The 24,918-nt window shown below is 44.7% G+C and carries 21 protein-coding genes; 12 read left to right on the top strand and 9 right to left on the bottom strand.

Annotated features, from left to right (window positions below; translation table 11 throughout):
- Positions 1–9: 9 nt before the first annotated feature.
- Entirely contained in the window at positions 10–2,418 is a 2,409-nt protein-coding gene (locus FBF61_RS13240; RefSeq protein WP_138477785.1) for an endonuclease MutS2, read from the top strand.
- A gap of 69 nt (positions 2,419–2,487) precedes the next feature.
- On the opposite strand, the gene FBF61_RS13235 is transcribed toward FBF61_RS13240, so the two are convergent.
- Entirely contained in the window at positions 2,488–3,741 is a 1,254-nt protein-coding gene (locus FBF61_RS13235) for an MFS transporter (RefSeq protein ID WP_138477783.1), read from the bottom strand.
- Positions 3,742–3,983: 242 nt separating this feature from the next.
- Here FBF61_RS13235 and FBF61_RS13230 point away from each other — a divergent pair, with 242 nt between their 5' ends.
- From FBF61_RS13230 to FBF61_RS13210, 5 genes are all read left to right on the top strand, one after another.
- Complete coding sequence (locus FBF61_RS13230) at positions 3,984–5,114, top strand: Gfo/Idh/MocA family protein (RefSeq protein ID WP_138478137.1); 1,131 nt, start codon at positions 3,984–3,986, stop codon at positions 5,112–5,114.
- A 70-nt stretch (positions 5,115–5,184) separates the two neighbouring features.
- Positions 5,185–6,330 carry a Gfo/Idh/MocA family protein gene (locus FBF61_RS13225; protein ID WP_138477781.1) on the top strand — a complete coding sequence of 382 codons (1,146 nt, stop codon included), beginning with the start codon at positions 5,185–5,187 and terminating at the stop codon, positions 6,328–6,330.
- 57 nt (positions 6,331–6,387) lie between these two features.
- Positions 6,388–6,759 carry a four helix bundle protein gene (locus tag FBF61_RS13220; protein WP_138477778.1) on the top strand — a complete coding sequence of 124 codons (372 nt, stop codon included), beginning with the start codon at positions 6,388–6,390 and terminating at the stop codon, positions 6,757–6,759.
- Between the two features lie 94 nt (positions 6,760–6,853).
- Positions 6,854–7,906, top strand: a complete 1,053-nt coding sequence (locus FBF61_RS13215) for a sugar phosphate isomerase/epimerase family protein (protein ID WP_138477776.1) — start codon at positions 6,854–6,856, stop codon at positions 7,904–7,906.
- A gap of 97 nt (positions 7,907–8,003) precedes the next feature.
- Positions 8,004–11,408 (top strand): ThuA domain-containing protein, encoded by a 3,405-nt coding sequence (locus tag FBF61_RS13210; RefSeq protein ID WP_138477774.1) that lies wholly within the window; start codon positions 8,004–8,006, stop codon positions 11,406–11,408.
- A gap of 86 nt (positions 11,409–11,494) precedes the next feature.
- Here the strand turns inward: FBF61_RS13210 and FBF61_RS13205 are convergent, their stop codons facing one another.
- The 5 genes from FBF61_RS13205 to FBF61_RS13185 all read right to left on the bottom strand — a co-directional run bounded on the left by FBF61_RS13205 (position 11,495) and on the right by FBF61_RS13185 (position 16,107).
- Positions 11,495–13,069: a tail fiber domain-containing protein gene (locus FBF61_RS13205; protein WP_138477771.1), complete on the bottom strand. Its 1,575-nt coding sequence runs from the start codon at positions 13,067–13,069 to the stop codon at positions 11,495–11,497.
- 251 nt (positions 13,070–13,320) lie between these two features.
- Positions 13,321–14,124 carry a TIGR02757 family protein gene (locus tag FBF61_RS13200; RefSeq protein WP_138477769.1) on the bottom strand — a complete coding sequence of 268 codons (804 nt, stop codon included), beginning with the start codon at positions 14,122–14,124 and terminating at the stop codon, positions 13,321–13,323.
- On the bottom strand, positions 14,111–14,323 hold the full coding sequence (locus tag FBF61_RS13195) for a hypothetical protein (RefSeq protein ID WP_138477767.1): 213 nt from the start codon (positions 14,321–14,323) through the stop codon (positions 14,111–14,113). The genes FBF61_RS13200 and FBF61_RS13195 overlap by 14 nt, the downstream gene beginning before the upstream one ends.
- A gap of 20 nt (positions 14,324–14,343) precedes the next feature.
- A complete protein-coding gene (locus tag FBF61_RS13190) occupies positions 14,344–15,315 on the bottom strand; it encodes a septal ring lytic transglycosylase RlpA family protein (protein WP_138477765.1) in 972 nt (323 codons plus the stop codon).
- Positions 15,316–15,318: 3 nt separating this feature from the next.
- On the bottom strand, positions 15,319–16,107 hold the full coding sequence (locus tag FBF61_RS13185; protein ID WP_166444510.1) for a DUF4905 domain-containing protein: 789 nt from the start codon (positions 16,105–16,107) through the stop codon (positions 15,319–15,321).
- Between the two features lie 58 nt (positions 16,108–16,165).
- Between FBF61_RS13185 and kdsB the strand changes: the two genes are divergently transcribed.
- A complete protein-coding gene (gene kdsB, locus FBF61_RS13180) occupies positions 16,166–16,906 on the top strand; it encodes a 3-deoxy-manno-octulosonate cytidylyltransferase (RefSeq protein ID WP_138477761.1) in 741 nt (246 codons plus the stop codon).
- A gap of 147 nt (positions 16,907–17,053) precedes the next feature.
- A complete protein-coding gene (porX, locus tag FBF61_RS13175; RefSeq protein WP_138477759.1) occupies positions 17,054–18,619 on the top strand; it encodes a T9SS response regulator signal transducer PorX in 1,566 nt (521 codons plus the stop codon).
- A gap of 73 nt (positions 18,620–18,692) precedes the next feature.
- On the opposite strand, the gene FBF61_RS13170 is transcribed toward porX, so the two are convergent.
- Both FBF61_RS13170 and fsa read right to left on the bottom strand, forming a co-directional pair.
- Entirely contained in the window at positions 18,693–19,349 is a 657-nt protein-coding gene (locus FBF61_RS13170; RefSeq protein WP_445438732.1) for a cell division ATP-binding protein FtsE, read from the bottom strand.
- Between the two features lie 105 nt (positions 19,350–19,454).
- Entirely contained in the window at positions 19,455–20,111 is a 657-nt protein-coding gene (gene fsa, locus FBF61_RS13165; RefSeq protein ID WP_138477755.1) for a fructose-6-phosphate aldolase, read from the bottom strand.
- A gap of 281 nt (positions 20,112–20,392) precedes the next feature.
- Here fsa and FBF61_RS13160 point away from each other — a divergent pair, with 281 nt between their 5' ends.
- Positions 20,393–21,094 carry a tetratricopeptide repeat protein gene (locus FBF61_RS13160; RefSeq protein WP_138477753.1) on the top strand — a complete coding sequence of 234 codons (702 nt, stop codon included), beginning with the start codon at positions 20,393–20,395 and terminating at the stop codon, positions 21,092–21,094.
- Positions 21,095–21,181: 87 nt separating this feature from the next.
- Positions 21,182–21,511: a transmembrane 220 family protein gene (locus tag FBF61_RS13155; RefSeq protein WP_138477751.1), complete on the top strand. Its 330-nt coding sequence runs from the start codon at positions 21,182–21,184 to the stop codon at positions 21,509–21,511.
- 4 nt (positions 21,512–21,515) lie between these two features.
- On the opposite strand, the gene FBF61_RS13150 is transcribed toward FBF61_RS13155, so the two are convergent.
- The gene (locus FBF61_RS13150) at positions 21,516–22,283 is read right to left on the bottom strand and encodes a biotin--[acetyl-CoA-carboxylase] ligase (RefSeq protein ID WP_138477749.1); all 768 of its coding nucleotides are present in this window, start codon (positions 22,281–22,283) and stop codon (positions 21,516–21,518) included.
- Positions 22,284–22,328: 45 nt separating this feature from the next.
- Here FBF61_RS13150 and rsfS point away from each other — a divergent pair, with 45 nt between their 5' ends.
- Both rsfS and ftsH read left to right on the top strand, forming a co-directional pair.
- Positions 22,329–22,712, top strand: coding sequence for a ribosome silencing factor (rsfS, locus tag FBF61_RS13145; protein ID WP_138477747.1), 384 nt, complete (start codon positions 22,329–22,331; stop codon positions 22,710–22,712).
- 71 nt (positions 22,713–22,783) lie between these two features.
- Positions 22,784–24,847 (top strand): ATP-dependent zinc metalloprotease FtsH, encoded by a 2,064-nt coding sequence (ftsH, locus tag FBF61_RS13140; RefSeq protein WP_138477745.1) that lies wholly within the window; start codon positions 22,784–22,786, stop codon positions 24,845–24,847.
- Positions 24,848–24,918: the final 71 nt, after the last annotated feature.

The raw sequence follows: 24,918 nt of genomic DNA, 5'->3' as shown, positions 1-24,918 counted from the left end.
GCATAAAAGATGTTATACCCAAGTACCATAGAACAAAAATTAGGTTTTGATAAACTTAGGGAGCGATTAAAGGAGGCCTGTATCAGTCCTCTCGGGCAATATTTCGTAGAAAAAATAAAATTTTCAGAGAATTTCGGACTGGTTGAAAAGCTGGTTAGTCAAACCGCGGAAATGCATCGCATCATACAGATCGGTGAGAACTTCCCTTCCCAGAACTACATTGACGCCACCCCCTACTTAAAGCGTGCTGCCATAGAAGGCATGCTGCTGACGCTGGCGGAATTTTCAGATATTAAGGCTTCTCTTCAAACGATCCGGCTTTGCCTGCGTTTTTTTGAAAATCAGGAGCCTGACGCCTACCCGATCCTTGGCGAATATGCCAAAACCATCCGCATTGAAAAAGCGATTACCGATTCGATCGACCGGGTCATTGACGACCGGGGCCAGATCCGTGATTCAGCATCAACAGAACTGGCACGAATCAGGAAAAAACTGATCTCTGAGCAATCGGGTATCCGAAAAAAACTGGACACCATACTAAAATCCGCTAAAAGCAATGGCTGGATTGGTGACGACGTTTCATTGACAGTCAGAAACGGACGAATGGTAATTCCCGTTGCCGCTGAGCACAAAAGAAAACTGAGGGGATTTATTCATGACGAGTCGGCAACAGGTCAGACCGTTTTTATTGAACCTACTGATGTTTTTGAATCAAACAATGAGATCCGGGAGCTTGAATATGAAGAACGACGAGAAATCAACCGGATACTGCTTGAACTGACCAGTCAATTGAGACCTTTTGTTCCCGATCTTCAAAAAGCTTATTCGTTTCTGGGGCTGATGGATTTTCTCAGGGCGAAAGCCAAGCTCGCGCTGGAAATGGATGCCATCAATCCGCCGTTCTCAAACCGTCAGTTTATCGAATGGCGCGATGCGCGGCACCCACTCCTACACCTCTCATTTCAAAAACAGGGTAAGAAAGTCGTTCCATTAAACATCGAACTGAAAGAAAAGGAGCGGATTTTGATTGTTTCCGGGCCGAATGCCGGGGGCAAATCTGTTTCATTGAAAACCGTCGGCCTGATCCAGTACATGTTTCAATGCGGACTACTTGTGCCGATGGCGGAAGGCTCTTCCATGGGCTTTTTCCAAAACATATTCATTGACATCGGTGACGAGCAATCGCTGGAAAATGACCTGAGCACGTACAGTTCGCATTTGACCAACATGCGGCATTTCCTTACGCTGGCAAACAGGCGCACGTTATTTCTGATTGATGAATTTGGAACAGGTACCGAACCCGGCCTGGGAGGCGCGATTGCGGAAGCTATCCTGGAAGATCTTACAAAATCGGGCGCATACGGCGTGATAAACACACATTACACCAATCTTAAAGTACTTGCAGATAAAACGGAAGGACTCGTTAACGGGGCCATGCGATTTGACGGCGAACATCTGGAACCATTGTATCAACTGGAAATCGGCAGACCGGGAAGCTCTTTCGCCTTTGAGATCGCTTCCAAAATAGGGTTACCCAAAGCGGTGATCGGCCGTGCGAAGGATAAGCTTGGCAATCAGCAGGTAAGTTTTGAAAAGCTGCTTAAGGAACTTGACATAGAGCGACGGGTATTTGCCGAAAAAAATATTGAAATAGGCATCAAAGAAAGAAAGCTAACCCGTCAGCTTGCTGATTATACATCTTTAAAAGAGAGCCTTGAGAATAATGAAAAGAAGATCGTAAACGACGCTAAACAAAAGGCAAAAACGCTTATCTCGGACGCGAATCAGCTCATTGAAAATACAATACGGGAAATCAAGGAGAATAAGGCCGAAAAAGAAAAAACCAAGATAATCCGAACCGAACTCGAATCATTCGGCAAGAAAAACCTGGTGCTGGAAGAAGTAACCGAACCAGCTCCTGCTGAGGAAGTTTTTGAGCCCGAAAGTGGAGATATTGTTTCGGGAAGCTACGTGCGGATCAGCGGGCAAACCGCCATCGGTGAGGTGATTGCATTAAGGGGCAAGGATGTAGAGATCCGGATTGGCGATCTCAAATCTACAGTCAAACTGAACAGGCTTGAAAAGGTTTCCAAAAAAACCTATAAAGCTGCCACTGGCGAAAAGAAACTAAAGACAGCCGCCAAAGGCGTAGACCTTAATGAAAGGATGCTGAATTTCAGTTTCAACCTGGATTTGAGGGGAAAACGAGGCGAAGACGCACTTGGGGTTGTGGACCAGTTCATGGACAATGCAATTATGCTGGGTTACGACGAGCTTCGGATCGTACACGGCAAGGGTGACGGAATCCTGAGGACTTTGGTAAGAAACCATTTGAAAGGCTATTCACATGTTTCCGGCATGAAAGACGAGCATCCGGACCGCGGCGGAGCCGGAGTTACAATTGTGAAACTGAAATAGTACCTTATGTAATGAAAAAAAGGCAGACGATCAACTCGTCTGCCTCTTTTTCATTTCTCGCAATATATTTTATAGCAAAGGCTGCTCAGCCAATTTCGCATCGTCAGTGTGAGCTGCTGGCTTAGGATTACCCGCCCATAGCCAAAGTACTATAAAAGCAACGATCAGGATGAGAGGGAATGTCAGCATGGTTGACAGCGTAGCCTGTCCTGCCGCCAGTTCCAAAGCAGATCCAGAAAGTCCTTTTGCCGCAGCCTCTGCATGGTCCTCATCGATCCAGCGACCGATGAAAGGCTGGAAGATCGAAGTTGACAGCATACCTACCCCACCGATGATCGACATCCCCAAAGCACCGCTCAAAGGCACACGCTGGGCGACAAAACCGATCATGATAGGCCAGTTGAAACATACCCCCAAACCGAAGATCACAGCCGCCAGATAAGCTATAGGACCAGTAACTGTGCTGAACATATAGATACCAGCAGCTGCCAGGAAAGCTCCTCCCAGTAAAACACCGGTTTGTCCGACAGCGTCAACAACCGGACCCGTGAAAAGACGTCCGACAGTCATTACACCGAATGTCAAAGCCAGAACCAACATCGCATCTGCGCCACTTGCGCTCAGTACCACACTTACCCATTGGTTAGGACCAAATTCAGTAATTGCGGTCAATGCCATGCAGCAGAACATGAATATGTAAAGGGGAGTAAGCATCGCCTGGAAGTTTTTGCCCAGTGAAGTTACGCCTTCTACTTTTGGTCTAGGGAAAGCCTGGCCAAAGAAAAGGTACGCATAAACAATAGTAGGAAGCATAAGCACCCAGATTTGCGCCTGCCAGGTAGCGCCTGCGCTAGTCATAAATTTGGACACAAGGCTACCAATTACAATACCGCCCGGAAACCACATGTGAAAACGGCCCAGCATTTTGTTCAGCTTGTTGCTCGTATACATGTCGGCGATCATCGGGTTACAGGCCGCTTCTGTACAGCCATTTCCGAAACCGATAAAGAATGTAGAGATCAAAAGGCCGGCATATCCACCTGCATAAATGGTCAGGATAATACCAAGCGTGTGGGCCACGACAGCTACCTGCATAATGATTTTGGGCCCGATCGTGTGGTATACAATCCCGCCGATAATCATTGAAATGGGGAAGCCGAAAAAGAACATGGAATTGATAAAGCCTAATTGCTCGGCTGTAAGGCCGAAGTCGGCCCCCAACTGAGGCAGAATACCCGCCCTGATACTAAAAGAAAAAGCTGTGGTAATAATGGCAAGGCAACTTGCCAGAAACAGCCGGGAATGGTTAACGGTTTGAGCCATGTGAGCTAGGGTTTGAATATTTAAGTGAGATAAAAGTTAGTTCTTTAGATTATTATTTTTATTTAACATTTTCACAAAAAAAACAAATAAAGCACATTTCTACTGGTTTTAGTTAACCGGGAGCAATGATTTTTATGTGTTAAAATTATATTTGTAAGAAGTAAGAGTCATGTATACTACTCTTTGTAATTGTAAAAACTTTTCAAAACCTTAAACCAACAGGAATGTCACGGAAGATAAGGATGGGTATGGTAGGAGGATCCCTGGATGCCTTCATTGGCGGGGTCCATCGCCGTGCTGCTATCATGGATGGAGAAATAGAACTTGTTTGTGGGGTGTTCAGCTCCGATCCAGCTAAGTCAAAAGAAACCGGAAAAGCGTTGTATTTGCCTGAAGACAGAGTGTATAACGATTTCGAGGAAATGATCGAGAAAGAAAAACAATTGCCTGAAGGAGAGCGCATGGATTTTGTCTCGATCGTGACTCCCAACCATATGCATAAGGCTCCTACGAAGCTTGCTCTGGAAAATGGTTTTCACATAGTTTGCGACAAACCTATTACACTCAATACCGAGGAAGCAGAAGAAATTGTAGCCCTGGCTGAAAAAACCGGGCTCGTATTTTGTCTCACTCATAATTATACCGGTTACCCGATGGTAAAGGAAGCGCGCCAGATGATCGCATCAGGTGCAATCGGTACTGTCCGCAAGGTAATCGTCGAATATCCGCAGGGCTGGCTGGCAACGCTGGTTGAAGTTACCGGCAATAAACAGGCGGCATGGAGAACCGACCCCAAACGTTCAGGCGCGGCAGGCGGACTCGGTGACATCGGTACACATGCCGAAAATCTTGCTGAATACATCACAGGCCTTAAAATAACTCAGGTCTGCGCAGACCTGACGATTTTTGTGGAAGGCCGCCTTCTCGATGATGATGCACACGTTTTACTTCGTTTTGACAACGGTGCAAAAGGAATCCTGCAAAACAGCCAGATCGCAAACGGAGAAGAAAACGATCTGAATATCCGCGTGTATGGAGAAACAGGCGGCCTGCAGTGGAAACAAATGGAACCTAACACACTGATCCATAAGACAAACCAGGGAACCCGGATTATCCGCACAGGTGTCGGTAACCTTTCAAAGGCATCTCAGGTGCACACCCGTATACCAGCGGGCCATCCGGAAGGTTACTTCGAAGCCTTTGCGAATCTGTATAGAAATTTTGCAATACATGTACGAGCATACTGGGAAGGAACCACAGCGGACCCGGTGTACGACTTTCCGTCGGCTCAGGATGGTTTGCGCGGAATGAAATTCATTGATACCGTCATCGCTTCCAACGCATCAGACAAGAAGTGGACGGATTTCTTGTAACTTTTAACCTCAATTTTAAATCAAAAACCGCTTTGGCGGACACTTTTCACCTTTCATTCAATACCCATTTATGAACAAAATTAAAGTCGGCGTTGTCGGTACAGGTTTCATTGGCCCTGCGCATATTGAAGCTCTCAGACGCCTTCCAAATGTAGAAGTTGCCGCACTTTGTGAAGTAACCGCCGAACTGGCGAAACAAAAGGCTGACGGACTTGGAATCGAACGTTCTTATACATTCGACGAATTGCTGAAGCAGGATGATATCCAGGTGATTCACATCTGTACACCAAACTTTCTTCATTATTCTCAATCCAAAGCCGCGCTACTTGCAGGCAAACATGTTATCTGCGAAAAACCACTTGCCAAGGATCTTTCGGAAGCGGAAGAACTGGTGGAGCTGGCAGCAAAAACCGGATTGGTGAATGCTGTGCATTTCAATTTACGTTACTATCCGCTGGCACGTCAGATGAAGTCCATGCGCGAAAAAGGCGAACTGGGAGAGATTTATTCTTTCATCGGATCGTACCTTCAGGACTGGCTTTTCTATCAGACCGACTACAACTGGCGCCTGGAACCGGACAAATCCGGCGACTCCCGTGCGATTGCCGATATCGGATCTCACCTGATGGATATTCTTGAATATATCACCGGCCTGAAAACAATTGCAGTAATGGCTGATTTCAACACCATCCATAAAACACGGAAAAAGCCGTTGAAAGCTGTTGAAACCTATTCAGGAAAAATGCTTCAGCCTGAAGATTATGCCGATGTACCTATTACTACCGAAGATCACGCCAATGTGTTGCTTCGTTTTGATAATGGCAACAAAGGTGTGATCACGGTTTCACAAGTTTCCGCGGGCCGTAAAAACCGGATGTCTCTTGAAATCTCAGGTTCGCTAAAAACTTTCAGCTGGTGCTCCGAGTCGCCAAACGAGCTTTGGATCGGTAACCGCGACAAAGCGAACGAAATATTGATGCGCGACCCTTCACTGGTGAACGAGGATGTACGCTCGACGATCACATTCCCCGGCGGCCACAACGAAGGTTTTCCTGATACATCAAAACAAATGTTCAAGGAGGTATACGCCGCCATCGAACAGGGCAAGCAGCCTGAAAATCCAACTTTCCCAACCTTCGCAGACGGCTACCGCGAATTGCTGATATGTGAGAAGATTCTGGAAAGTAACAAGAAGCAGGCTTGGGTCGAAATATAATTTCGAATGAGTGAATGAGTGAGTGAGTGAATGTTTTTTGAGTTTATACACACGGCTATGGGTAGTGAAAATAGTAAGGAATTGTTTGTCAATTCTCTTAGAGACAGGACTAAATCTTTTGTTTTACGAAGCATCAGATTGTTTAAGTCTTTGCCACAGAATGAGGAAGCCAGAATTATTGGTAAACAATTTCTGAGATCATCTTCTTCTGTTGGAGCTAATTACAGAGCCGTTTGTAGGTCGAGGAGCCAACGAGAATTTTTCGCAAAGCTGAGTATCACCATTGAGGAAGCTGATGAATCCTTGTTTTGGATTGAAATAATATCAGAGTCAGGATTACTCCCGCTCGAAAAGCTCAAAAGCTTAATGCAGGAAGCCGAAGAAATTATTAAAATTTTATCCAAAGCAAGAAAAAGCGCCACCATTTAATTTCACTAACTCACTCATCCACAATTCACTCATTCACTCATTCACTCATTCTCTCATTCTCTCATTCTCTCATTGAGTCATTCAACATTAAAACATGAAAACAATAAAAGGACCAGGAATCTTTCTTGCCCAGTTTTTGGGTGATGAGGCTCCGTTTAATTCCCTGGATTCAATAGCAGATTATATGGCTGCTTTGGGATATAAGGGTTTGCAACTTCCAACCTGGGACCCGCGGGTCATAGACATCAAGCAAGCGGCTGAATCTCAGACTTATGCAGACGAACTGAAAGGAAAGTTAAAAGATAAAGGACTGGAAATCACTGAGCTTGCCTCCCATATCATCGGGCAGCTGGTGGCCTCACATCCGGTTTATGACGAAATGTATGATGGTTTCGCAGTACCGGAAGTGAGGAATAACCCAAAAGCGAGAGCAGAATGGGCGACGCAACATTTGAAGGATGTAGCTAAGGCAAGCCGCAATCTTGGCCTGAAAGCAAGCGCTACCTTCTCCGGTGCGTTGGCATGGCCGTTTCTTTATCCGTGGCCTCAGCGCCCTGCCGGATTAGTAGAAACAGCATTTAAAGAACTGGCCGCCAGATGGAAGCCAATTTTGGATGTATATGATGAAAATGGCGTAGACGTTGCTTACGAGCTCCACCCGGGCGAAGACCTTTTTGACGGTACCACTTTCGAAATGTTTGTGGATTACCTCGACGGACATTCCCGAGCTAATATCAACTACGATCCTAGCCACTTTGTATTGCAGCAACTGGATTACCTCCAGTTTATTGATCTTTATCATGACCGTATCAAGGCATTTCACGTAAAAGACGCGGAATTCAACGCTACCGGCAAGCAGGGAGTTTACAGCGGATTTGCAGGCTGGGCCGATCGGGCGGGTCGATTCCGTTCCCTTGGTGACGGACAAGTAGACTTTGGCAGTATTTTCTCCAAGCTTTCTCAGTATGACTACGACAGCTGGGCAGTTCTTGAATGGGAATGCTGTATCAAATCACCGGTTCAGGGAGCCGCGGAAGGTGCTCCTTTCATCGAAGGCCACATAATTGAGGTAACTACGAAAGCATTCGACGACTTCGCAGGAACGGGAGCTGATGAGGCTTTCAATCGCAAGGTTCTGGGACTCTAATTATAATTGTCTCCTTAACAAGTATATTAAAAACCTATCCTTCTTATGGAAGATAGGTTTTTTGCATAAATAGTGAACCAACTACAACCAATTCATAATGACTGATTTCGCTTACCCAAATTCCTTAAAACGTCTCCGGATATTCGGTATGGCGGCAATAATCTGCTGTTGTATCAATGCATTCGGTCAAAAAGTTACACCCGAAAAACGTGTCCTGGTCTTCTCAAAAACCGCAGGTTTCCGTCATTCCTCTATTCCTGCGGGTAAAGCCGCGATCATTAAACTCGGTCAGGAAAAGGGTTTTGCCGTTGACACAACGGAAAAGGCGGGTGTTTTTACGGATCAGAACCTCAAAAAATACAGCGCAGTCATCTTTCTGAACACTACCGGAAACATCCTTAACGAAAAAGAACAGGACGCTTTCGAACATTATATTCAGGCTGGCGGTGGTTATGTAGGTATTCATGCTGCTACCGACACCGAATATGACTGGCCCTGGTACAATAAATTGTCAGGCGCTTATTTTGCCAGCCATCCAGGCAATCCCAATGTGCAGGAGGGCGAGGCTTATGTAGTCAATGACAACCACCCTTCTATGAAGGATTTTCCGAAAAAGTGGAAGATCAAGGACGAATTCTATGATTTCAAAAGCTTCAACCCAAAGGTTACCGTTCTTGTCAAGATTGACGAAAAAACTTACAAGGACGGAAAAATGGGTGACGACCATCCCATGTCGTGGTACCACGAATATGATGGTGGAAAGGCATTTTATACCAATTTCGGCCATGAAGACGCTACGTTTGTTAACCCGGTATTTGTCAAACATTTAACTGGCGGACTGGAATACGTTATGGCTTCCAGCCTTGATTATTCCAAAGCCCGCCCCGAGGAAAACAGGTTTACCAAAAAAGTGCTTGCTACCAAACTGGATGAGCCCACGGAGCTCGTGGTACTGGAAGACCAGCGCGTTTTATTTGCGGAAAGAAAAGGGAAATTAAAGCTCTACAATCCGAAAACCGGCAAAGTAAAGCTGGTTGCCGAGGTTCCGGTTTATACAAAACAGGAATATGGTTTAATGGGTTTGAATATTGACCCTAATTTTAAAACCAATAAACTGGTTTACCTCTATTATTCTCCCCCATCTTCTGAGGCTGATACTGCCCAGCATTTGTCACGCTTCAAATATGATGATGTAAAAGATACTTTACTGCTTTCTACCGAGGAAAAGCTGTTGACAGTACCCGTAAAAAGAACTGACTGCTGCCACACCGGCGGCTCCATAGCCTGGGATAGCAAGGGAAACCTGTACTTGTCGACCGGAGACGATGTAAACCCGTTTCAATCCAATGGTTACGGACCTATCGATGAGCGGCCGGGCCGGGAAGGATGGGATGGACAGCATTCATCATCGAACACAAATTCGCTCCGCGGTAAAGTGCTGCGCATTAAACCAAGATACGGCGATCGGCGCGCGAACATGCCCGGCGGAACCAACCTTTACGATATCCCGGAGGGAAATCTTTTCCCAGCCGGAAATCCTAAGGCCCGCCCTGAAATTTACGTCATGGGCACCCGTAATCCGTACAGGATTTCTGTCGATCAGCATACCGGTTATTTGTACTGGGGTGACGTTGGTCCCGATGCTTCGAATGATGATCCCAAGCGCGGGCCGCGGGGATATGACGAAGTCAATCAAGCCAGAAAAGCAGGATATTTTGGTTATCCATTGTTTATTGCCGATAATAAACCCTATGTGGATTTTAATTTTGCTGACAGTACATCTGGCAAACCATTCGATCCTGCTGCTCCTATCAACGACTCGCCTCATAACACCGGTCTCAGAGAGCTCCCTCCTGCCCAGCCGGCGTTCATCTGGTATCCTTACGCCGACTCACCAGAGTTTGGCCCGGTTGTAGGAAAAGGCGGGCGCAATGCTATGGCAGGCCCTGTGTACTATGCCAATGACTTTAAAGACAGCAAGAATAAATTTCCGGATTATTATAATGGGAAATTTTTTGCCTACGACTGGATAAGGGATTATATCAATATTGTGACCATGAACGAGCAGGGCGACATTCGTAACATCGAGCGTTTTATGCCCAATGCTAAGTTCAGTCACCCGATTGATATGCAATTGGCGAATGACGGTTCATTGTACACGCTGGAGTACGGCCCCAACTGGTTTGCGCAAAATGATGAAGCCAGCTTATCACACATTACTTTTAATGCGGGAAACCGGGTGCCCGTGGCTGCAGCAAGTGCCACGAATACAGTTGGCGCGGTGCCGCTGAAAGTAATGTTCTCGTCAAAAGGCTCTTTGGATTATGACGGTGATGCTATCAAATACGAATGGTCATTTGGAAAGGGATTACCAAAAAGCACATTGGCAAACCCTTCATTCACCTATGCCAAGGCGGGCGAATACGTTGCTACCTTAAAAGTTACCGACAGTGCGGGTAACAGCAATACCTCAGAGGTAACTATCAAAGTCGGCAATGCAATTCCAAAGGTTGATGTCGCCATTAAAGGGAACAAAACCTTTTATTGGAATGATAAACCCGTGAATTACGAAGTTTCGGTATCAGATAAAGAAGATGGCAGTATTGCCAACAAGAAAATCCCGGAAGACGAAGTTACCCTTACCATTAATTACCTGGAAGGATTCGACAAAACTCAGCTGGCGCAGGGTCACCAGGCAAATACCGGATTTGAAACCGGCAAACGTCTGATCGAGCTGAGCGACTGTAAAGCTTGTCACTCTATTGATAAAAAGTCGATAGGACCAGCTTATATTGAAGTGGCTAAAAAATATGAAAAAGAGAGAAATTCTGTAAAAACGCTGGCTGATAAAGTGATCAAAGGCGGTGGAGGCGTCTGGGGAGAGCAAGCTATGGCAGCCCACCCGCAGCACAAACCCGAAGAAGCCGAAGAAATGGTGAAATATATTCTGTCGCTGGCCAAAGAAAAAGTGGTTGATAAAAAACCTTTGAAGAGTTCTTATGTAACCCAGGCCAAACAAAAAGACGGTTCATATATTTTCACCGCAAGCTATACAGACAAGGGCAGCAGTGGTATGGGGCCTCTGTCTGGTTCCAAAACCGTGGCACTCCGACCTGCACGGATTAAAGCCAACACACTGGATTCCAGCAATGACATTGTGAAGTTCAAAGTCGATAGCGGCTCCGAAGTTGTGATAGGCCTGAAGAATGGAAGCTATATCTCTTTTGATGATATCGATTTAAATGAAATAGCAAGTCTATCTGTTGCTGCGCTTCGTGCCGAGGACAAAACGGCTGGCGGCACACTGGAAGTAAGGCTGGGATCTGCTACCGGTGTAAAGATCGGAGAGGCAAAAATTGAGTCTTCGCAAACCGTTGAAGTCCCGATCAAAACACCGGTCGCCAAGGGCATGCAGAAGGTATACTTTGTATTCAAAAATACCGACGCGAAAAAACCGCTTTTCGGTATTGACTGGATCCAGTTCAATAATGCGACACTCTGATAACAGAGCAATGATTTTACAAAAAGTGGCTTCCGCAACAGTCGGAAGCCACTTTTTGTTGATTTACAGTTTTTATTTCTACATAACTATTTGCTTACGATCATTTTTTTAGCGCCAGCATTTTTACCATCCGTAATCAGATCATAAATGAGTACACCATTTTGGAATTTAGTGGCCGAAACTTTCAATTCCCCTGCACCTCTTTCAGCAATGGAATGAGATTCAACTTTTACGCCATCAACCGTATAAATATCTATCACCGCATTTTGCACCGATTTTGGAATAAAGTATTTAATGGATGTATTCTGCGAAAAGCCGTTTGGCGCATTCTGTTCCAGCATCACACCATTTGCCTCCGTATTTTTGTTGAAATCAACAGGTGCCGCAGACAGCAGTTTTTCCAATTTCTCTAGACGTGCCGACAATTCCTGTATCTCTGAATTTTTCTGCTCAATCATCGCCTGTTGTTCCTTTACAGCATTGATCACAATGTATGTAACAGCGTTGGCATCATAGTCAAGATATTCCGTTTTATTACCCAAAGAATCTTTGTAGGTAAAAGTGCCAACTGTATAAGGAGCGACCTTTTGCATTTCCTGTGCAATGACGCCTACAAATTTTCTAGTTTCCCTTATTCCTGCCTGACCATTGTAACTAAACCAGACAGGATTTATTTGTTTCAATGCCTGAAGACCGTCGGTAAATTCCGAAATGTCTTTCTTCAATCTTTTGTCAGAAATTACACCCCAGGTTGACGATCCGATTTTGGCAGCGGACGAAGTACTCAAATGCAGCTGATAAGTCGGCGAGGAAACTCCGATTCCTACATTTGCATTATTACCCAAAACAAGGCTGTTGCTTTGCGTAACCTTAGCCAAAGCACCGACTGCTGTGGCATTGATAAGGTTATCGTTACCACCTGCGGCATATCCCAGGAAAGTATTGTTACTTCCTGACTTCAGATTGCTTCCGGCCCAGTTTCCAAAATATGCATTGTTATTTCCGCCAATATTTTCCTTTCCCGCGCTATTACCGAAAAAAGCATTTTCGCTACCGCCCGCATTGGAAAAACCGGCATTGCTGCCCGCAAACGTGTTGTATGCACCCGCTTTGTTCTTGAATCCCGCCGATATCCCAATGAAGGTGTTGTTCGCGCCGTTCTCATTGCTATATCCTGACTGATGCCCCAGAAATGTATTGTTATTTGCTGCATTTGAAAACCCCGCTTCGAAACCAATGAGCGTGTTGTTCACTCCAGCCACATTGGCGTGGCCTGCGGTTGCACCGAGATAGGTATTTGCCCAGCCACTCAAATTGTTCAGCCCAGCCTCCATCCCAACAAAAACGTTGCTGTTACCAGCAGTGTTTTTCATCCCCGCCTGCATACCAATAAAAGTGTTTTTCTCACCCTTGATATTGAGAGCCCCGGATCTCGCACCGACAAAAGTGTTAGCCAAACCGACTCCATTAGAAGTTCCAGAAAGATATCCTATGAATGTATTATCCTGGGCGGTATTCACTTTACCCGCATGGAAACCAAAAAACGAATGATTCAATCCTTTTTCACCTGCACCCAGGCCATAATGCGTCTGCGCTTGCAATTGGTTACCGCCGCACAGCAGCAATAACAGTGTGGCTGAAGTTCTGCAAATTTTTTTCATAATGTTTTATTTTAAATTTTCCGGGCAGAATTACCCTTTTACTGAGTGCCTAATTTATAACATGGCAAAGCCTGGCACCTAAACCGATGACCCTACGGCAGGAACAGGTTAATGAACGGGACACGCCAAAAAGACCTTCTATGATTGGATCAAGCAAATACGATTGTATCCGAAAAGTCGGTCCAGAATGAGTCTACAATAAGTTGAGAGAGAAATAGGAACCTGGCGAAATGCCAGGTGCTGAATAAGTTCTACTTCGCGAAGCCTTCAATACCAAGGCCAAATAAAGCAAAGTCGTATTTCACAGGATCGGCAGGATCCAGTAAACGAAGAGAGGCCGTAAGTTCCTTGGCGGTTTGCCAGTCGGTTACCGGTCTTGTGATCAGGCCCAGAAGCCGGGCGACGCGGTCTACATGCACATCACAGGGACAAACCAACTGAGATGGTTGTATGGTATTCCAGATACCGAAATCAACGCCTTTATCATCCTTTCTAACCATCCATCGGAGGAACATATTAAGACGTTTGCAGGATGATTTCCGCAGAGGCGTGGCTATATGCTTAGCAGTTCGCGGCGGGAAATTCTCAGAATCACGGAACATGTTATGAAAACCGATAAGTCCGTTTTCGATAGTCACATCGTCCTTCCCCATCTGGCTGCTGAAGGCATGTTCAAGCGAATCTTGTTTCCTGTAATAATGCTGAAAAAAATGCAGGAAGTAAAGCGTGTCCGTTGCATTAAATGTACGGTGCTTAAAATTAAGAAAAGGCTTCAGATCGCTGTCCTGATGATTGATCATAAAATCATAAGGCGCGTGATCCATCAGGCCAATCAGTTCATGACATTTATTGATAATGGTTTTTCGCTGTCCCCAGGCAAGCACCGAAGCCCAAAAGCCCATGATCTCGATATCCTGGCGGATGGTAAAGAGGTGAGGTATGCAGACGGGATCATAAGGAATAAAGTCCGGCCTGTTATAATGGTCGGCTTTTTTTTCCAGCAAATCGCTTACATAAGCGGATAAAGGGGAGAGTTCTGGTTCAGCGTTCAGCATGGCTACCTCCAAACAGGTATGCCAACACTCTTGAAATACCGGAAAATATCATGACTATTCCTGAAAAAAGGAATGTGAATATGGCGACAAAGGGATACATCAGAGTGAACATCACGCTCCACAATTTATATCCGGCAGTGTTTTTCAATGCTGCCCTTTCCTCTTCTCTTTTTGATCTAAACTCTGGTGAATGCTTCATAATATGTTGTAGTTCAGCGGTTACTCTAAATAACTAACCACTGCTCTGAAACGTTTGCTGTTAGGAGATACTTTTTCGAAAGCTCTTGAAGATAATTTGATTACGATATCATCATTGACACTGGTATCGGGAATCCTGCCGATAATCCTGACAATGATCTTTTCCTGATTGTACTCATTCAGAACCTCGACCAATGCTCCGATTGGTGCGGAACGGTGCAGACCCAGGAATTTACTGGTACTTTCATCCGTTTCAATTACTTCGGCCAGCCCAGATTCTGATTTTTTCTTACCCTTTACCACTTTCGCAGGAGCAACTTCTTCCACCGGTTTCACTACCTTTTCGGGCACTACGGTTTTAGCTTTCACTGAATCTTTCACGACCGTTGTCGTTACTTTCGGTGCTGGCGCTGCTGCCGTGGGACTAGGTTTCTCCGCAGCTTTATCGCTCACGATCAATTCCTGGCCATCGGTAAGATTATCACTGGAAAGATTATTCCATTTGCGAAGGTCAGCCATGAGGACACCATACTTCACGGCTACACGATATAATGTCTGCCCCGGCTCCACTTTATGGATTCCATTAGGTGCAACAGAAACCGCTGAACCTGCGGTAGGTGCTGATGTTGTGGGTGCAGGAACCGCAGCGGCTGGCGCCTGTACTGCAGGCTTCGTTTCCGCCACGATCACTTTCTCTTCGTCTTTTTTATCCTTTTTTGTCCATTTCGAAATATAAGGCACCCGAATAGTCTGCCCTGACTGGATCTGATCGCTCATTCCCGGGTTGGCCTCCCGCAGTGCCTGAATGGTAGTTCCATACTGCCGGACCACCGCAAACATAGTCTGTCCCTGATTTACTTTATGCAAGACATATATTTTGCCTCCCACTTTTTCAACTCCAACCGAGTCTACCGCAACCATCCCGTTTGCCCGGGCATCTGCCATACCTGTCAACAAACCTGCCAAGAGAGTCAGGCTAAAAATGTATTTCATTTATTATGAAAGAGTTAAACTCGAAAATTCATTACTATTTTTTAGATAAACCAGTGTAGACTCTTTGAGCAGCATTGTTGAGCGGCCGAGTCCATCTCGTTCTTCTGATAATTGCTCATGCAATACCAGTTCCTTCTGATCCGTAACAATAAGCAGGTACTGACCTAATTTATCCTGCTCGTAAATATAATAAGAAAACATCATATAGGGCCTTTTCTCGAGATAATCAATACTCACCGCCGCATGTCCGCCGGTTGCTTTTGCGATAAAGGCAGCCAACTTTTCGAAATAGATATTTCCTCCCTTGTAACGAACCGGTTCCGTTAAAATTATTTGCTCCGGGAAGTGCTTATGCTCTTCACCAAGGCTGGATAAAGCACCCGTTTTGATGTCACATTGCCAATATCTGAACTGATCCCCTGCTTTCGTAGCTACTTCGGCTGTGTTTTGATCAATCGTTTTAACAAGCAGGTAGTTGGGCAAAACCCATAGGAGCGTACCATCCAAGCCGGACATAGTTAGCAGATCCGTTGGCTCCGGAATTTCAGGGTATCGGTAATTATGGAGAAAAAGCTCTCCGTATGAAAAGGCTGTCAGCGAAGTCCACCAGTCGGAACCTTCCGGGCTTCCGTGCCATAGCAATCTGGCTTGAGACAGATCTACCACAGCAAAGGAAACTTTCTTTTCAGAAGCACTTCGTAATTCAATCGCCCACAGGCTGCTGTCAGGATCTGAATTAGGCAGAATGCGCCAGATATTTTCCGAAAACTGGTGTGAAAAAAGTTTTTGCAATATTATTAGCTTTATTTTGAAACAAAATTTACCATCAGATTATACAAACAACGACCTCGTGCAAATATTAGGAATAATCCCCGCCCGCTATGCATCCACCCGCTTTCCCGCCAAAGCGCTGGTGGATATCGGTGGCAAAAGTATGATACAGCGGGTGTATGAACAATCTGCCAAAGCTACACAACTCGCTCAGGTAATTGTCGCGACGGATGACGAAAGGATCTTGAATCATGTACTGGATTTTGGCGGAAAGGCAGTGATGACTTCCGAAAACCATCACAGCGGTACGGACAGATGTTATGAAGCTTTGACAAAAACGGAGGGATTATACGAATATGTTATTAATATCCAGGGAGATGAACCGTTTATCAGTCCGGAGCCCATTGACAGGCTGGCGGAAGTGCTCACGGGCGACACAGAACTTGCTACACTGGTAAAAGTAATTGACAATGACGAAATTCTTTTTAACCCCAACGTTCCAAAAGCAGTACTCAACAAACGGAACGAAGTAATGTATTTCAGCAGGCAGACAATTCCGTACCTGAGAAACAAGGAAACCCGGGAATGGCTTTCATCACATGTTTTTTACAAACATATCGGCATTTACGCGTATCGCACCGATGTACTTGCCCAAATCACGAAACTGCCGATTTCTTCCCTTGAAAAAGCCGAGGCACTTGAACAATTGCGCTGGCTGGAAAATGGCTACGCAATCAAAGCTGTGATCACTTCTGATGATTCTCACGGAGTCGATACGCCGGACGATCTCGACAGGGTAACGAAAAAGTTTTTACTATAAAAATCACCTTAAAGGAACGCTATTTTTAAGATTTCCAGCTGGCGGTTTTTTCTTAAAAAACGTTAAAAGGGTTATTTTTATACCTCTGCCGCTGATTACCTCGTTAACCTTACATTGACTTAATTAAACATTTGAAAAATTACTCATATGCAATATAACATCCTCTGGGCCGATGACGAGATAGATCTTCTTAAACCTCATATCATGTTCCTGACCAACAAGGGTTATAACGTTACGCCTGTAAACAGCGGAGCTGATGCCCTGGACAGAATAGAAAATGACAGATTTGATATAGTTTTCCTTGACGAAATGATGCCGGGCATGACGGGCCTGGAAACGCTGGCGCAGATTAAGCAACAGCAGCCTAACCTTCCTGTTGTAATGATTACAAAAAGTGAGGAGGAGCATATCATGGAAGACGCAATCGGCTCCAAGATCGATGATTACCTCATTAAACCACTCAATCCCAATCAGATACTACTCTCAGTCAAGAAAATCTTAGACAACAAAAGACTGGTAACGGAGAAAACAACGCTTAGCTACCAGCAGGAATTCAGAAATCTTGCGATGCAATATCAGGACAGGATCGGACATGAAGAGTGGGCTGATATTTACAAAAAACTGATCTATTGGGAGCTTGAACTTGAAAGTTCTGAAGACCAGGGCATGTCCGAAGTTTTCAGCATGCAAAAAAGCGAGGCCAATGCTAATTTCTGCAAGTTTATAGAGGAAGAATATGAAGATTGGCTAAATGATCCCAGATCCGACAAGCCGATCCTTTCACACCAGCTGATGAAACAGAAGGTATTTCCATATCTAAAAGGATCAGATGAACCGATTTTTTTCCTGTTGATCGATAATTTCAGGTATGACCAGTGGAAAATGATCCAGCCAATTTTGCAGGAATATTTTAACATTGAAGAGGAGTCCTCTTACTATTCCATACTCCCTACTACCACAGGATACGCCAGAAACGCCATATTTTCGGGATTAATGCCTAGTGAAATGGAGAGAAAACATCCGCAGTGGTGGGTCAGCGATGAAAACACACCTGAAGGTGAGGAAGGTCTCAACAACCATGAGCATGATTTCCTTCAGAAGCAGCTTGAAATGAATCATTTCAATATCAAGTCTTCTTACCACAAAATCCTGAACACCAACCAGGGAAAAGCTTTGATCGACAATTTCAGCAATATGATGAATAATCAGCTGAATGTCATTGTTTATAATTTTGTGGATATGCTTTCGCATGCACGTACGGATGTCCAGATGATCAAGGAGCTCGCGCCGGACGAGGCAGCCTACCGCTCTATTACCAAATCCTGGTTCCAACACTCGCCTTTACTGGATTTCATCAAAAAAGTAGCGGAGAAAAAAGGAAGGCTGATCCTGACAACTGACCATGGCATGATCCGGGTTCAGAAGCCGGTGAAAATTATCGGTTACCGGGAAACCAATACAAATTTGCGGTATAAACACGGCAAGAACCTGGGCTTCGACGATAAGAATTTAATGGTTTGCAGGAAGCCTGAGCGCATATTCCTGCCAAAACCGCATGTATCTACATCCTATGTATTTACAAAAGAAGATTACTTCTTTGCGTATCCGAATAACTACAATCAATATGTTAATTTGTACAGGGACACATTCCAGCATGGAGGCGTTTCTCTGGAGGAAATGATCATCCCGATCATTGATATGAAAGCCAAATAAAAATCTGGTGAGACATAAAAAAAGCGAAAGCGCCGGAAAAATCCTGGCGCTTTCGCTTTTTTTATCTTTTCGATTACCCCTCCGTTACACTTCCGTTTTCGCACTTTAAGGTACGAGCAGGAAATTTTTTGAGGAAATCATGGTTATGGGTAGCCATCAATATGGCTGTTCCGGCATTGTTAATCGTCCTGAAAACCTGCATGATCTGCTCCCCAACCTCGGGATCAAGATTACCGGTAGGCTCATCAGCAATCAGAATTTTCGGCTCATTGAGCATAGCGCGCGCAATCACCACACGCTGCTGTTCTCCACCGGAAAGCTGATGCGGCATTCTTTTCTGGGCGGTTCCAAGCCCTACCTGCATCAAAACCTCAGCAATCCGTTTTGATATTTTGTTCTGCTGCTCCCAGCCGGTTGCGCGCAGTACGAACGAAAGATTATCTTCAACAGACCGGTCCGAAAGCAACTGAAAATCCTGAAACACTATCCCGATCCTGCGACGCAAAAAAGGTATGTCAGCTCTTTTGATATTGTGCAGTTCATAACCCGCAACTTTGGCTGAACCGGTGTGCAGCCACAAGTCGGCATAGAGCGTTTTCAATAAGGAACTTTTCCCACTGCCGGTACGTCCGATCATGTATACGAACTCTCCGTTTTTTATCTCAAAATGTACATCGTTTAAAACAGGCCGCTCGCCCTGATAAATATCCGCCCGGTCAAGTATAATAATTGGCTCTGTCGACTCCGTCATAAATTTTCAAGAAAATGGTGTGACCCTGATCGGTCAAATTGTCGCCCTTCGGCTTCGCCCAGGGCGACAATTAAGTGTGACTTATTATGAGTTACCTTTTTTGTAATCAGAAAGGAATTTCTCCAGACCGATATCCGTAAGCGGGTGTTTCAATAACGCTTCCATGGCGCTCAAAGGCCCTGTCATGACGTCTGCTCCTACTTCCGCACATTGGATAATGTGCATCGGGTGACGAACCGAAGCCGCCAAAACCTGAGTTTCAAATCCGTAATTTCTATAAATGGTCAGGATTTGCTCGATCAGAGCGATTCCGTCTGTTGAAATATCATCCAAACGACCGATAAACGGGGAAACATATGTTGCTCCCGCTTTGGCAGCAAGAAGTGCCTGACCAGCAGAGAATATAAGCGTACAGTTAGTACGAACACCTTTGCTAGAGAAATATTTCAAGGCTTTCACACCTTCTTTGATCATTGGGATCTTTACAACAATTTTATCATCAATCTCAATCAGTTCCTCTCCTTCGCGGATCATACCTGCCAAATCAATTGAAATTACTTCTGCACTCACATCGCCGTCCACAATATCGCAGATGGCTTTGTAATGACGCATAATGTTATCCTTGCCGGTAATCCCTTCCTTAGCCATTAACGATGGATTGGTAGTAACGCCGTCTAGTACACCAAGAGCCTGTGCTTCCTGAATTTCCTGCAGGTTCGCAGTATCAATAAAAAATTTCATATCGGGAATTGATTGGTTAGAATATTCCACAAAAGTAGAAAACCCTGGTCAAAAGCAAAAAGAAAGCGGAGATTAGAAACGGAAGGGCATAAAAAAAGGCAAACCGAGAATCTCACCGCATCGACCACCTACCCTTGCTTCCGTCAGGACCTGGGGGATTCGGAAGGAGCTGGTAGTTCCGATTTGCCGATGCAAAGATAAAGACATTTTATTGACAAAAAGAAAACATTCATTTCACGTTTCGGTTTACTTTTGTGCGAATCAACTAGAAATGAATCATTATGCCCCGATTATTTTTTTTATTTTTTTTAATAACACTCTATTCATGTTCCCAATCATCCGATGCTTTTTTACAAAAAGGAAAGGAGTTAATGCAGCAAGGAAAAACCAGGGAAGCCATCGAATTTATCAATAAAGCCATCGAAAAAAATACATCCAGTGCCGATGCTTTCAACCTGCGCGGTGTTGCGTATTATGAATTAAAAGAATATCCCAGTGCTTTACTGGACTTCGGGCAGGCCATTAAATTGCAACCTTCCTCTTACCGCCCTTATTTCAACCGGGCCTTGCTCTACACTGACGAAAACCGCCTCGACTCGGCCTTTGCGGATTACAACAAAGCAGCTACACTAGCTCCTGACACCGCCGACGTGTTTTTAAACCGCGGACAACTCCTGGTACTGATGGAGAAGACACCAGAAGCTATCTCAGACTTCGAAACAGCTACCCGCCTGGATGTAAATAATAAACAAGCGTGGTATAATCTGGGAAATACTTATTATCGCAGTAAAGATTTCAAAAAGGCCACACTTGCTTTCCGCCAGACTTTAAAGCTCGACTCGCAGTACGGTAAAGCTTTTTACGGACTTGGATTGTCACAATGGTATGATGGTGAAAAAGATTTGGGATGCAGCAGTTTGAAACAAGCAGTAAACCTGGGCTACTCTGATGCGTCCGCTGCGCTCGTTCAGTTCTGTCAGTAAGTATTTTCCGGAATAAACTGACCAAATAGTTAACTATCCACTGCTGTTAGCTTTTAGATTTAGTATCAATTTTTAATCTTGAACCTGATGAAACTGTTCAAAATATTATTTGGGATCCTGTTTGTGATCTTCGCTTATCTTCAGCTCAATGATCCGGATTCAGGAATTTGGATCGGTGTATACAGTTTCGCTGCGCTTGCATGCTTTATGAGCATCCGTGAGCTGTGGCCTTCCTGGGTTTTTTATGTGCTCGCAGCCGGCTATGTAGTCGCAGCTGTATTGCAGTGGCCACCTGAATTTGAAGGAGTGTTTTTTGGTGAAACTGCTATGAGAAGCCTTAATATCGAGCTCGCTCGTGAATCTCTGGGACTGGGCTTATGTGCGCTGGTGATGGTTGTACTTGGCAAGTGGGGTTGATATCTTAATCGATCACCCATTCTATCTCTTTCAGGTCAAATTGTAATACCTCTTCCTCAGTGGCAAGTTTCACACAGAGCCTGCCCTGAGGCAACACATCTGTCACAGAACCCTCTACGACCTGGTTTTTATACAAAAAACGCACTGCATCGTTGTAACCGTACAGATTTTCAAGGTACTGGTCCCTGATGATCTTTGACTGAGACATCGTTTTCAATCTCAAATAAAACGCATCCAAAAACCGTATCAGTTTGCCAAATTCCTCCGTCAGGACGAAAAAGTTACCGGTTTGCTGCCTGATAGAACTTGCTCTCTGATTTTCAAAAACTGTCTGATTGATATTCACACCGATCCCGATAACGGAGCTGGCTATCCCCATTCCCTGAACTGAATTTTCAATGAGCGTGCCGCATATCTTCTTACCTTTCATATAGATATCATTAGGCCATTTGATTTTTACGTCATCAGAATACTGACTTGCGTAAGAACTTACCGCCAGAGCAACGGTCTGGCTTATAAGGAACTGATCGCTCAATGGAAGAAAATGCGGTGTGAGAATGATCGAAAACGTAAGATTTTCACCCGGAGCAGCCAGCCACGTAGTCCCTCTTTGTCCTCTGCCTTTTAGCTGGCTGTCTGTTATGACAACCGTCCCCTCTTCAAATAATCCAGCATGCACTATTTCAGCCGCAATGTCGTTGGTAGAGTGACAAGTTGGCAGATATATAACTTTTTTACCAATTATTAAGGTATCCTGTATGGAGTTGTACAATTTTTTTGCTTTACTTTAGGGTTTAGAAAAGTGAAAACACTACGCATGAAAGAACGCAAAAATAAAGAACTATCTTCAAAAGATCTGTCTGAGCTGGTAGCAAAAGGAATGATAGAAAAGAAAGGCCAGGACATCGCAATACTTGACCTCCGAAAAGTAAAAAATTCAATAACCGATTTTTTTGTAATTTGTTCGGGTAATTCCGATACCCAGATAGACGCTTTGGCCAATTCGGTTGAAGATGAAGTTTATAAAATATCCAAAACAGAACCCTGGCAGAAGGAAGGAAAAGCGAATGGGGAATGGATTTTGATTGATTATGTGGATGTTGTAGCACATATTTTCAACAAAGATCGCCGCAAGCATTACGATCTGGAAGAACTTTGGGGAGATGCAGAGGTTACATACCTGGAAGATTCCATGGTATAATTGACTGCGGTGAACATTCACCGGACCCTGAACGTTTGTTTAATATAATTTCCTCTTAATTAATACACAGAATGTCTGAACACGATAACAAAAGAGGGCCTCTAAGTCCTAAAAGTCCTCAAAAGGGATATCAGGGCTGGATTATAGCCGCTTTGATTGCCACTATATTAGGAATAACATATCTAAACCGCACATCCACTATCCGCGAAACGACACAAAAACGTTTCGAAAAAATGATGGCGGACAAAGAAGTAGAAAGAGTAACTATCGTCAACGACAAGTCAGTTGAGGTTACTTTGAAGCCTGAGGCGTTGAAATTAGATAAGTATAAAGTTGTAGCCAAAGAGAATAATTACTTCGGGGGAGAAACTGCTTCACATTATCAGTTTCAGGTAACTTCTGCGGAAACCTTCAAAAAGGATTTCGATAAAATCCAGGAAGGTGTCCCTGATGATGACAAAGTACCTTTCGTGGTGGACACCCGCAACGACTGGACGAGTTTCCTGGGAACATGGGGCTTCTTTATTGTAATGATACTGGTCATGTATTTTATTCTTGGCCGGATGTCAGGAGGTGTTGGCCCTGGCGGACAGATTTTCAACATTGGCCGTTCGCGTGCCACATTGTTTGATGCCGAGAACAAAGTAAAAATCACGTTCAATGATGTTGCCGGTCTCGACGAAGCAAAGGAAGAGATTAAGGAAATTGTTGAATACCTTCAAAGTCCTGATAAGTTCAAGAAACTGGGTGCCAAAATCCCAAAAGGCGCATTGCTGGTAGGACCTCCGGGAACAGGTAAGACACTTTTGGCTAAGGCCGTGGCTGGTGAGGCAGGCGTTCCTTTCTTCTCACTTTCGGGGTCCGATTTTGTGGAAATGTTTGTCGGTGTAGGTGCAGCACGTGTCCGTGACCTTTTCAAACAAGCCAAAGAAAAAGCGCCATGTATCATTTTTATTGATGAAATTGATGCAGTTGGCCGTTCACGTGGACGTGGCGCAATGCCGGGTTCCAACGATGAGCGTGAAAATACGTTAAACTCCCTGCTTGTAGAAATGGACGGTTTTGCGACAGATTCCGGTATCATTATCGTGGCAGCGACGAACCGCCCCGATGTACTGGATCCTGCATTGCTTCGTCCAGGCCGTTTTGACCGTCAGATTTCTGTTGACAAACCGGATGTAATTGGTCGTGAAGCCATTTTCAAAGTGCATTTGAAACCTTTGAAATTGTCCGTAGACGTAAACATCCAGAAGCTTTCTTCTCAGACTCCAGGATTTGCCGGTGCCGAGATCGCGAATGTTTGTAACGAAGCGGCATTGATCGCCGCCCGTCGTAACAGGGAAGAAGTAACAATGCAGGATTTTCAGGATGCTATGGACCGTGTAATCGGAGGTCTTGAAAAGAAAAACAAGCTGATCTCACCAGAGGAAAAAGAGATCGTTGCCTACCATGAAGCCGGCCATGCAGTTGCCGGATGGTTTCTGGAACATGCAGATCCGTTGGTGAAGGTATCAATCGTACCCCGCGGAGTCGCGGCATTGGGATATGCTCAATATTTGCCGAGAGAACAGTATCTGTATCGTACCGAGCAGCTATTTGATGAAATGTGTATGACCTTGGGAGGTCGCGCAGCAGAGGATGTGGTTTTCGGAAAGATCTCTACAGGTGCATTGAGCGATCTGGAAAGAGTTACAAAAGTGGCATACAGCATGGTTACTATGTATGGTATGAACGAGCGCATCGGAAACATATCTTATTATGATTCAAAACAAAGTGACTACGCGTTCACAAAACCATATTCTGAATCTACTTCCCAGGCAATTGATGAAGAAGTAAGAAAACTGATTGACCAGGCTTACCAGTTCGTAAAAAACCTTCTTTCTGAAAAACGCGATAAGCTGGAAGTACTGGCTAACGAGCTTTTGGAAAAAGAAATTTTGTTCCAGAGTGACCTTGAAAAGCTGATAGGCAAAAGACCTTATGAAAAGGAAACCAGTTATCAGGCTTACATCAACCGCCGCTCGAACGAAGAAGCTGCAATTCACGAGGAAGTGGTAAAGCAGACGTTGGAAAAGGAAAAAGAGACCAAAGAAGAAGAAATGGCAGAAGCAGATAAAAGTGCTTCGAATGAGTGATAACTGATTTCAGTCTTAAAAATAATAGCCGGAAAGCAAATCGTTTTCCGGCTATTATTTTTACATTACCT

Origin of the sequence: Dyadobacter bucti (assembly GCF_005869225.1) — a bacterium.
GTDB lineage: Bacteria > Bacteroidota > Bacteroidia > Cytophagales > Spirosomataceae > Dyadobacter > Dyadobacter bucti.
Note: the sequence above shows the minus strand (reverse complement) of the source record. Positions and strands in the feature narration are given on the sequence as shown.

What these genes read in the sequence shown, in the direction of transcription:
- rsfS (WP_138477747.1), top strand. Translation starts at nt 22,329, where the DNA reads ATGAAAGAACGCAAAAATAAAGAACTATCTTCAAAAGATCTGTCTGAG.
- fsa (WP_138477755.1), bottom strand. Translation starts at nt 20,111, where the DNA reads ATGAAATTTTTTATTGATACTGCGAACCTGCAGGAAATTCAGGAAGCA.
- FBF61_RS13155 (WP_138477751.1), top strand. Translation starts at nt 21,182, where the DNA reads ATGAAACTGTTCAAAATATTATTTGGGATCCTGTTTGTGATCTTCGCT.
- porX (WP_138477759.1), top strand. Translation starts at nt 17,054, where the DNA reads ATGCAATATAACATCCTCTGGGCCGATGACGAGATAGATCTTCTTAAA.
- FBF61_RS13195 (WP_138477767.1), bottom strand. Translation starts at nt 14,323, where the DNA reads ATGAAGCATTCACCAGAGTTTAGATCAAAAAGAGAAGAGGAAAGGGCA.
- FBF61_RS13235 (WP_138477783.1), bottom strand. Translation starts at nt 3,741, where the DNA reads ATGGCTCAAACCGTTAACCATTCCCGGCTGTTTCTGGCAAGTTGCCTT.
- FBF61_RS13240 (WP_138477785.1), top strand. Translation starts at nt 10, where the DNA reads ATGTTATACCCAAGTACCATAGAACAAAAATTAGGTTTTGATAAACTT.
- FBF61_RS13160 (WP_138477753.1), top strand. Translation starts at nt 20,393, where the DNA reads ATGCCCCGATTATTTTTTTTATTTTTTTTAATAACACTCTATTCATGT.
- FBF61_RS13225 (WP_138477781.1), top strand. Translation starts at nt 5,185, where the DNA reads ATGAACAAAATTAAAGTCGGCGTTGTCGGTACAGGTTTCATTGGCCCT.
- FBF61_RS13200 (WP_138477769.1), bottom strand. Translation starts at nt 14,124, where the DNA reads ATGCTGAACGCTGAACCAGAACTCTCCCCTTTATCCGCTTATGTAAGC.
- FBF61_RS13220 (WP_138477778.1), top strand. Translation starts at nt 6,388, where the DNA reads ATGGGTAGTGAAAATAGTAAGGAATTGTTTGTCAATTCTCTTAGAGAC.
- FBF61_RS13190 (WP_138477765.1), bottom strand. Translation starts at nt 15,315, where the DNA reads ATGAAATACATTTTTAGCCTGACTCTCTTGGCAGGTTTGTTGACAGGT.
- FBF61_RS13210 (WP_138477774.1), top strand. Translation starts at nt 8,004, where the DNA reads ATGACTGATTTCGCTTACCCAAATTCCTTAAAACGTCTCCGGATATTC.
- FBF61_RS13230 (WP_138478137.1), top strand. Translation starts at nt 3,984, where the DNA reads ATGGGTATGGTAGGAGGATCCCTGGATGCCTTCATTGGCGGGGTCCAT.
- FBF61_RS13215 (WP_138477776.1), top strand. Translation starts at nt 6,854, where the DNA reads ATGAAAACAATAAAAGGACCAGGAATCTTTCTTGCCCAGTTTTTGGGT.
- ftsH (WP_138477745.1), top strand. Translation starts at nt 22,784, where the DNA reads ATGTCTGAACACGATAACAAAAGAGGGCCTCTAAGTCCTAAAAGTCCT.
- FBF61_RS13205 (WP_138477771.1), bottom strand. Translation starts at nt 13,069, where the DNA reads ATGAAAAAAATTTGCAGAACTTCAGCCACACTGTTATTGCTGCTGTGC.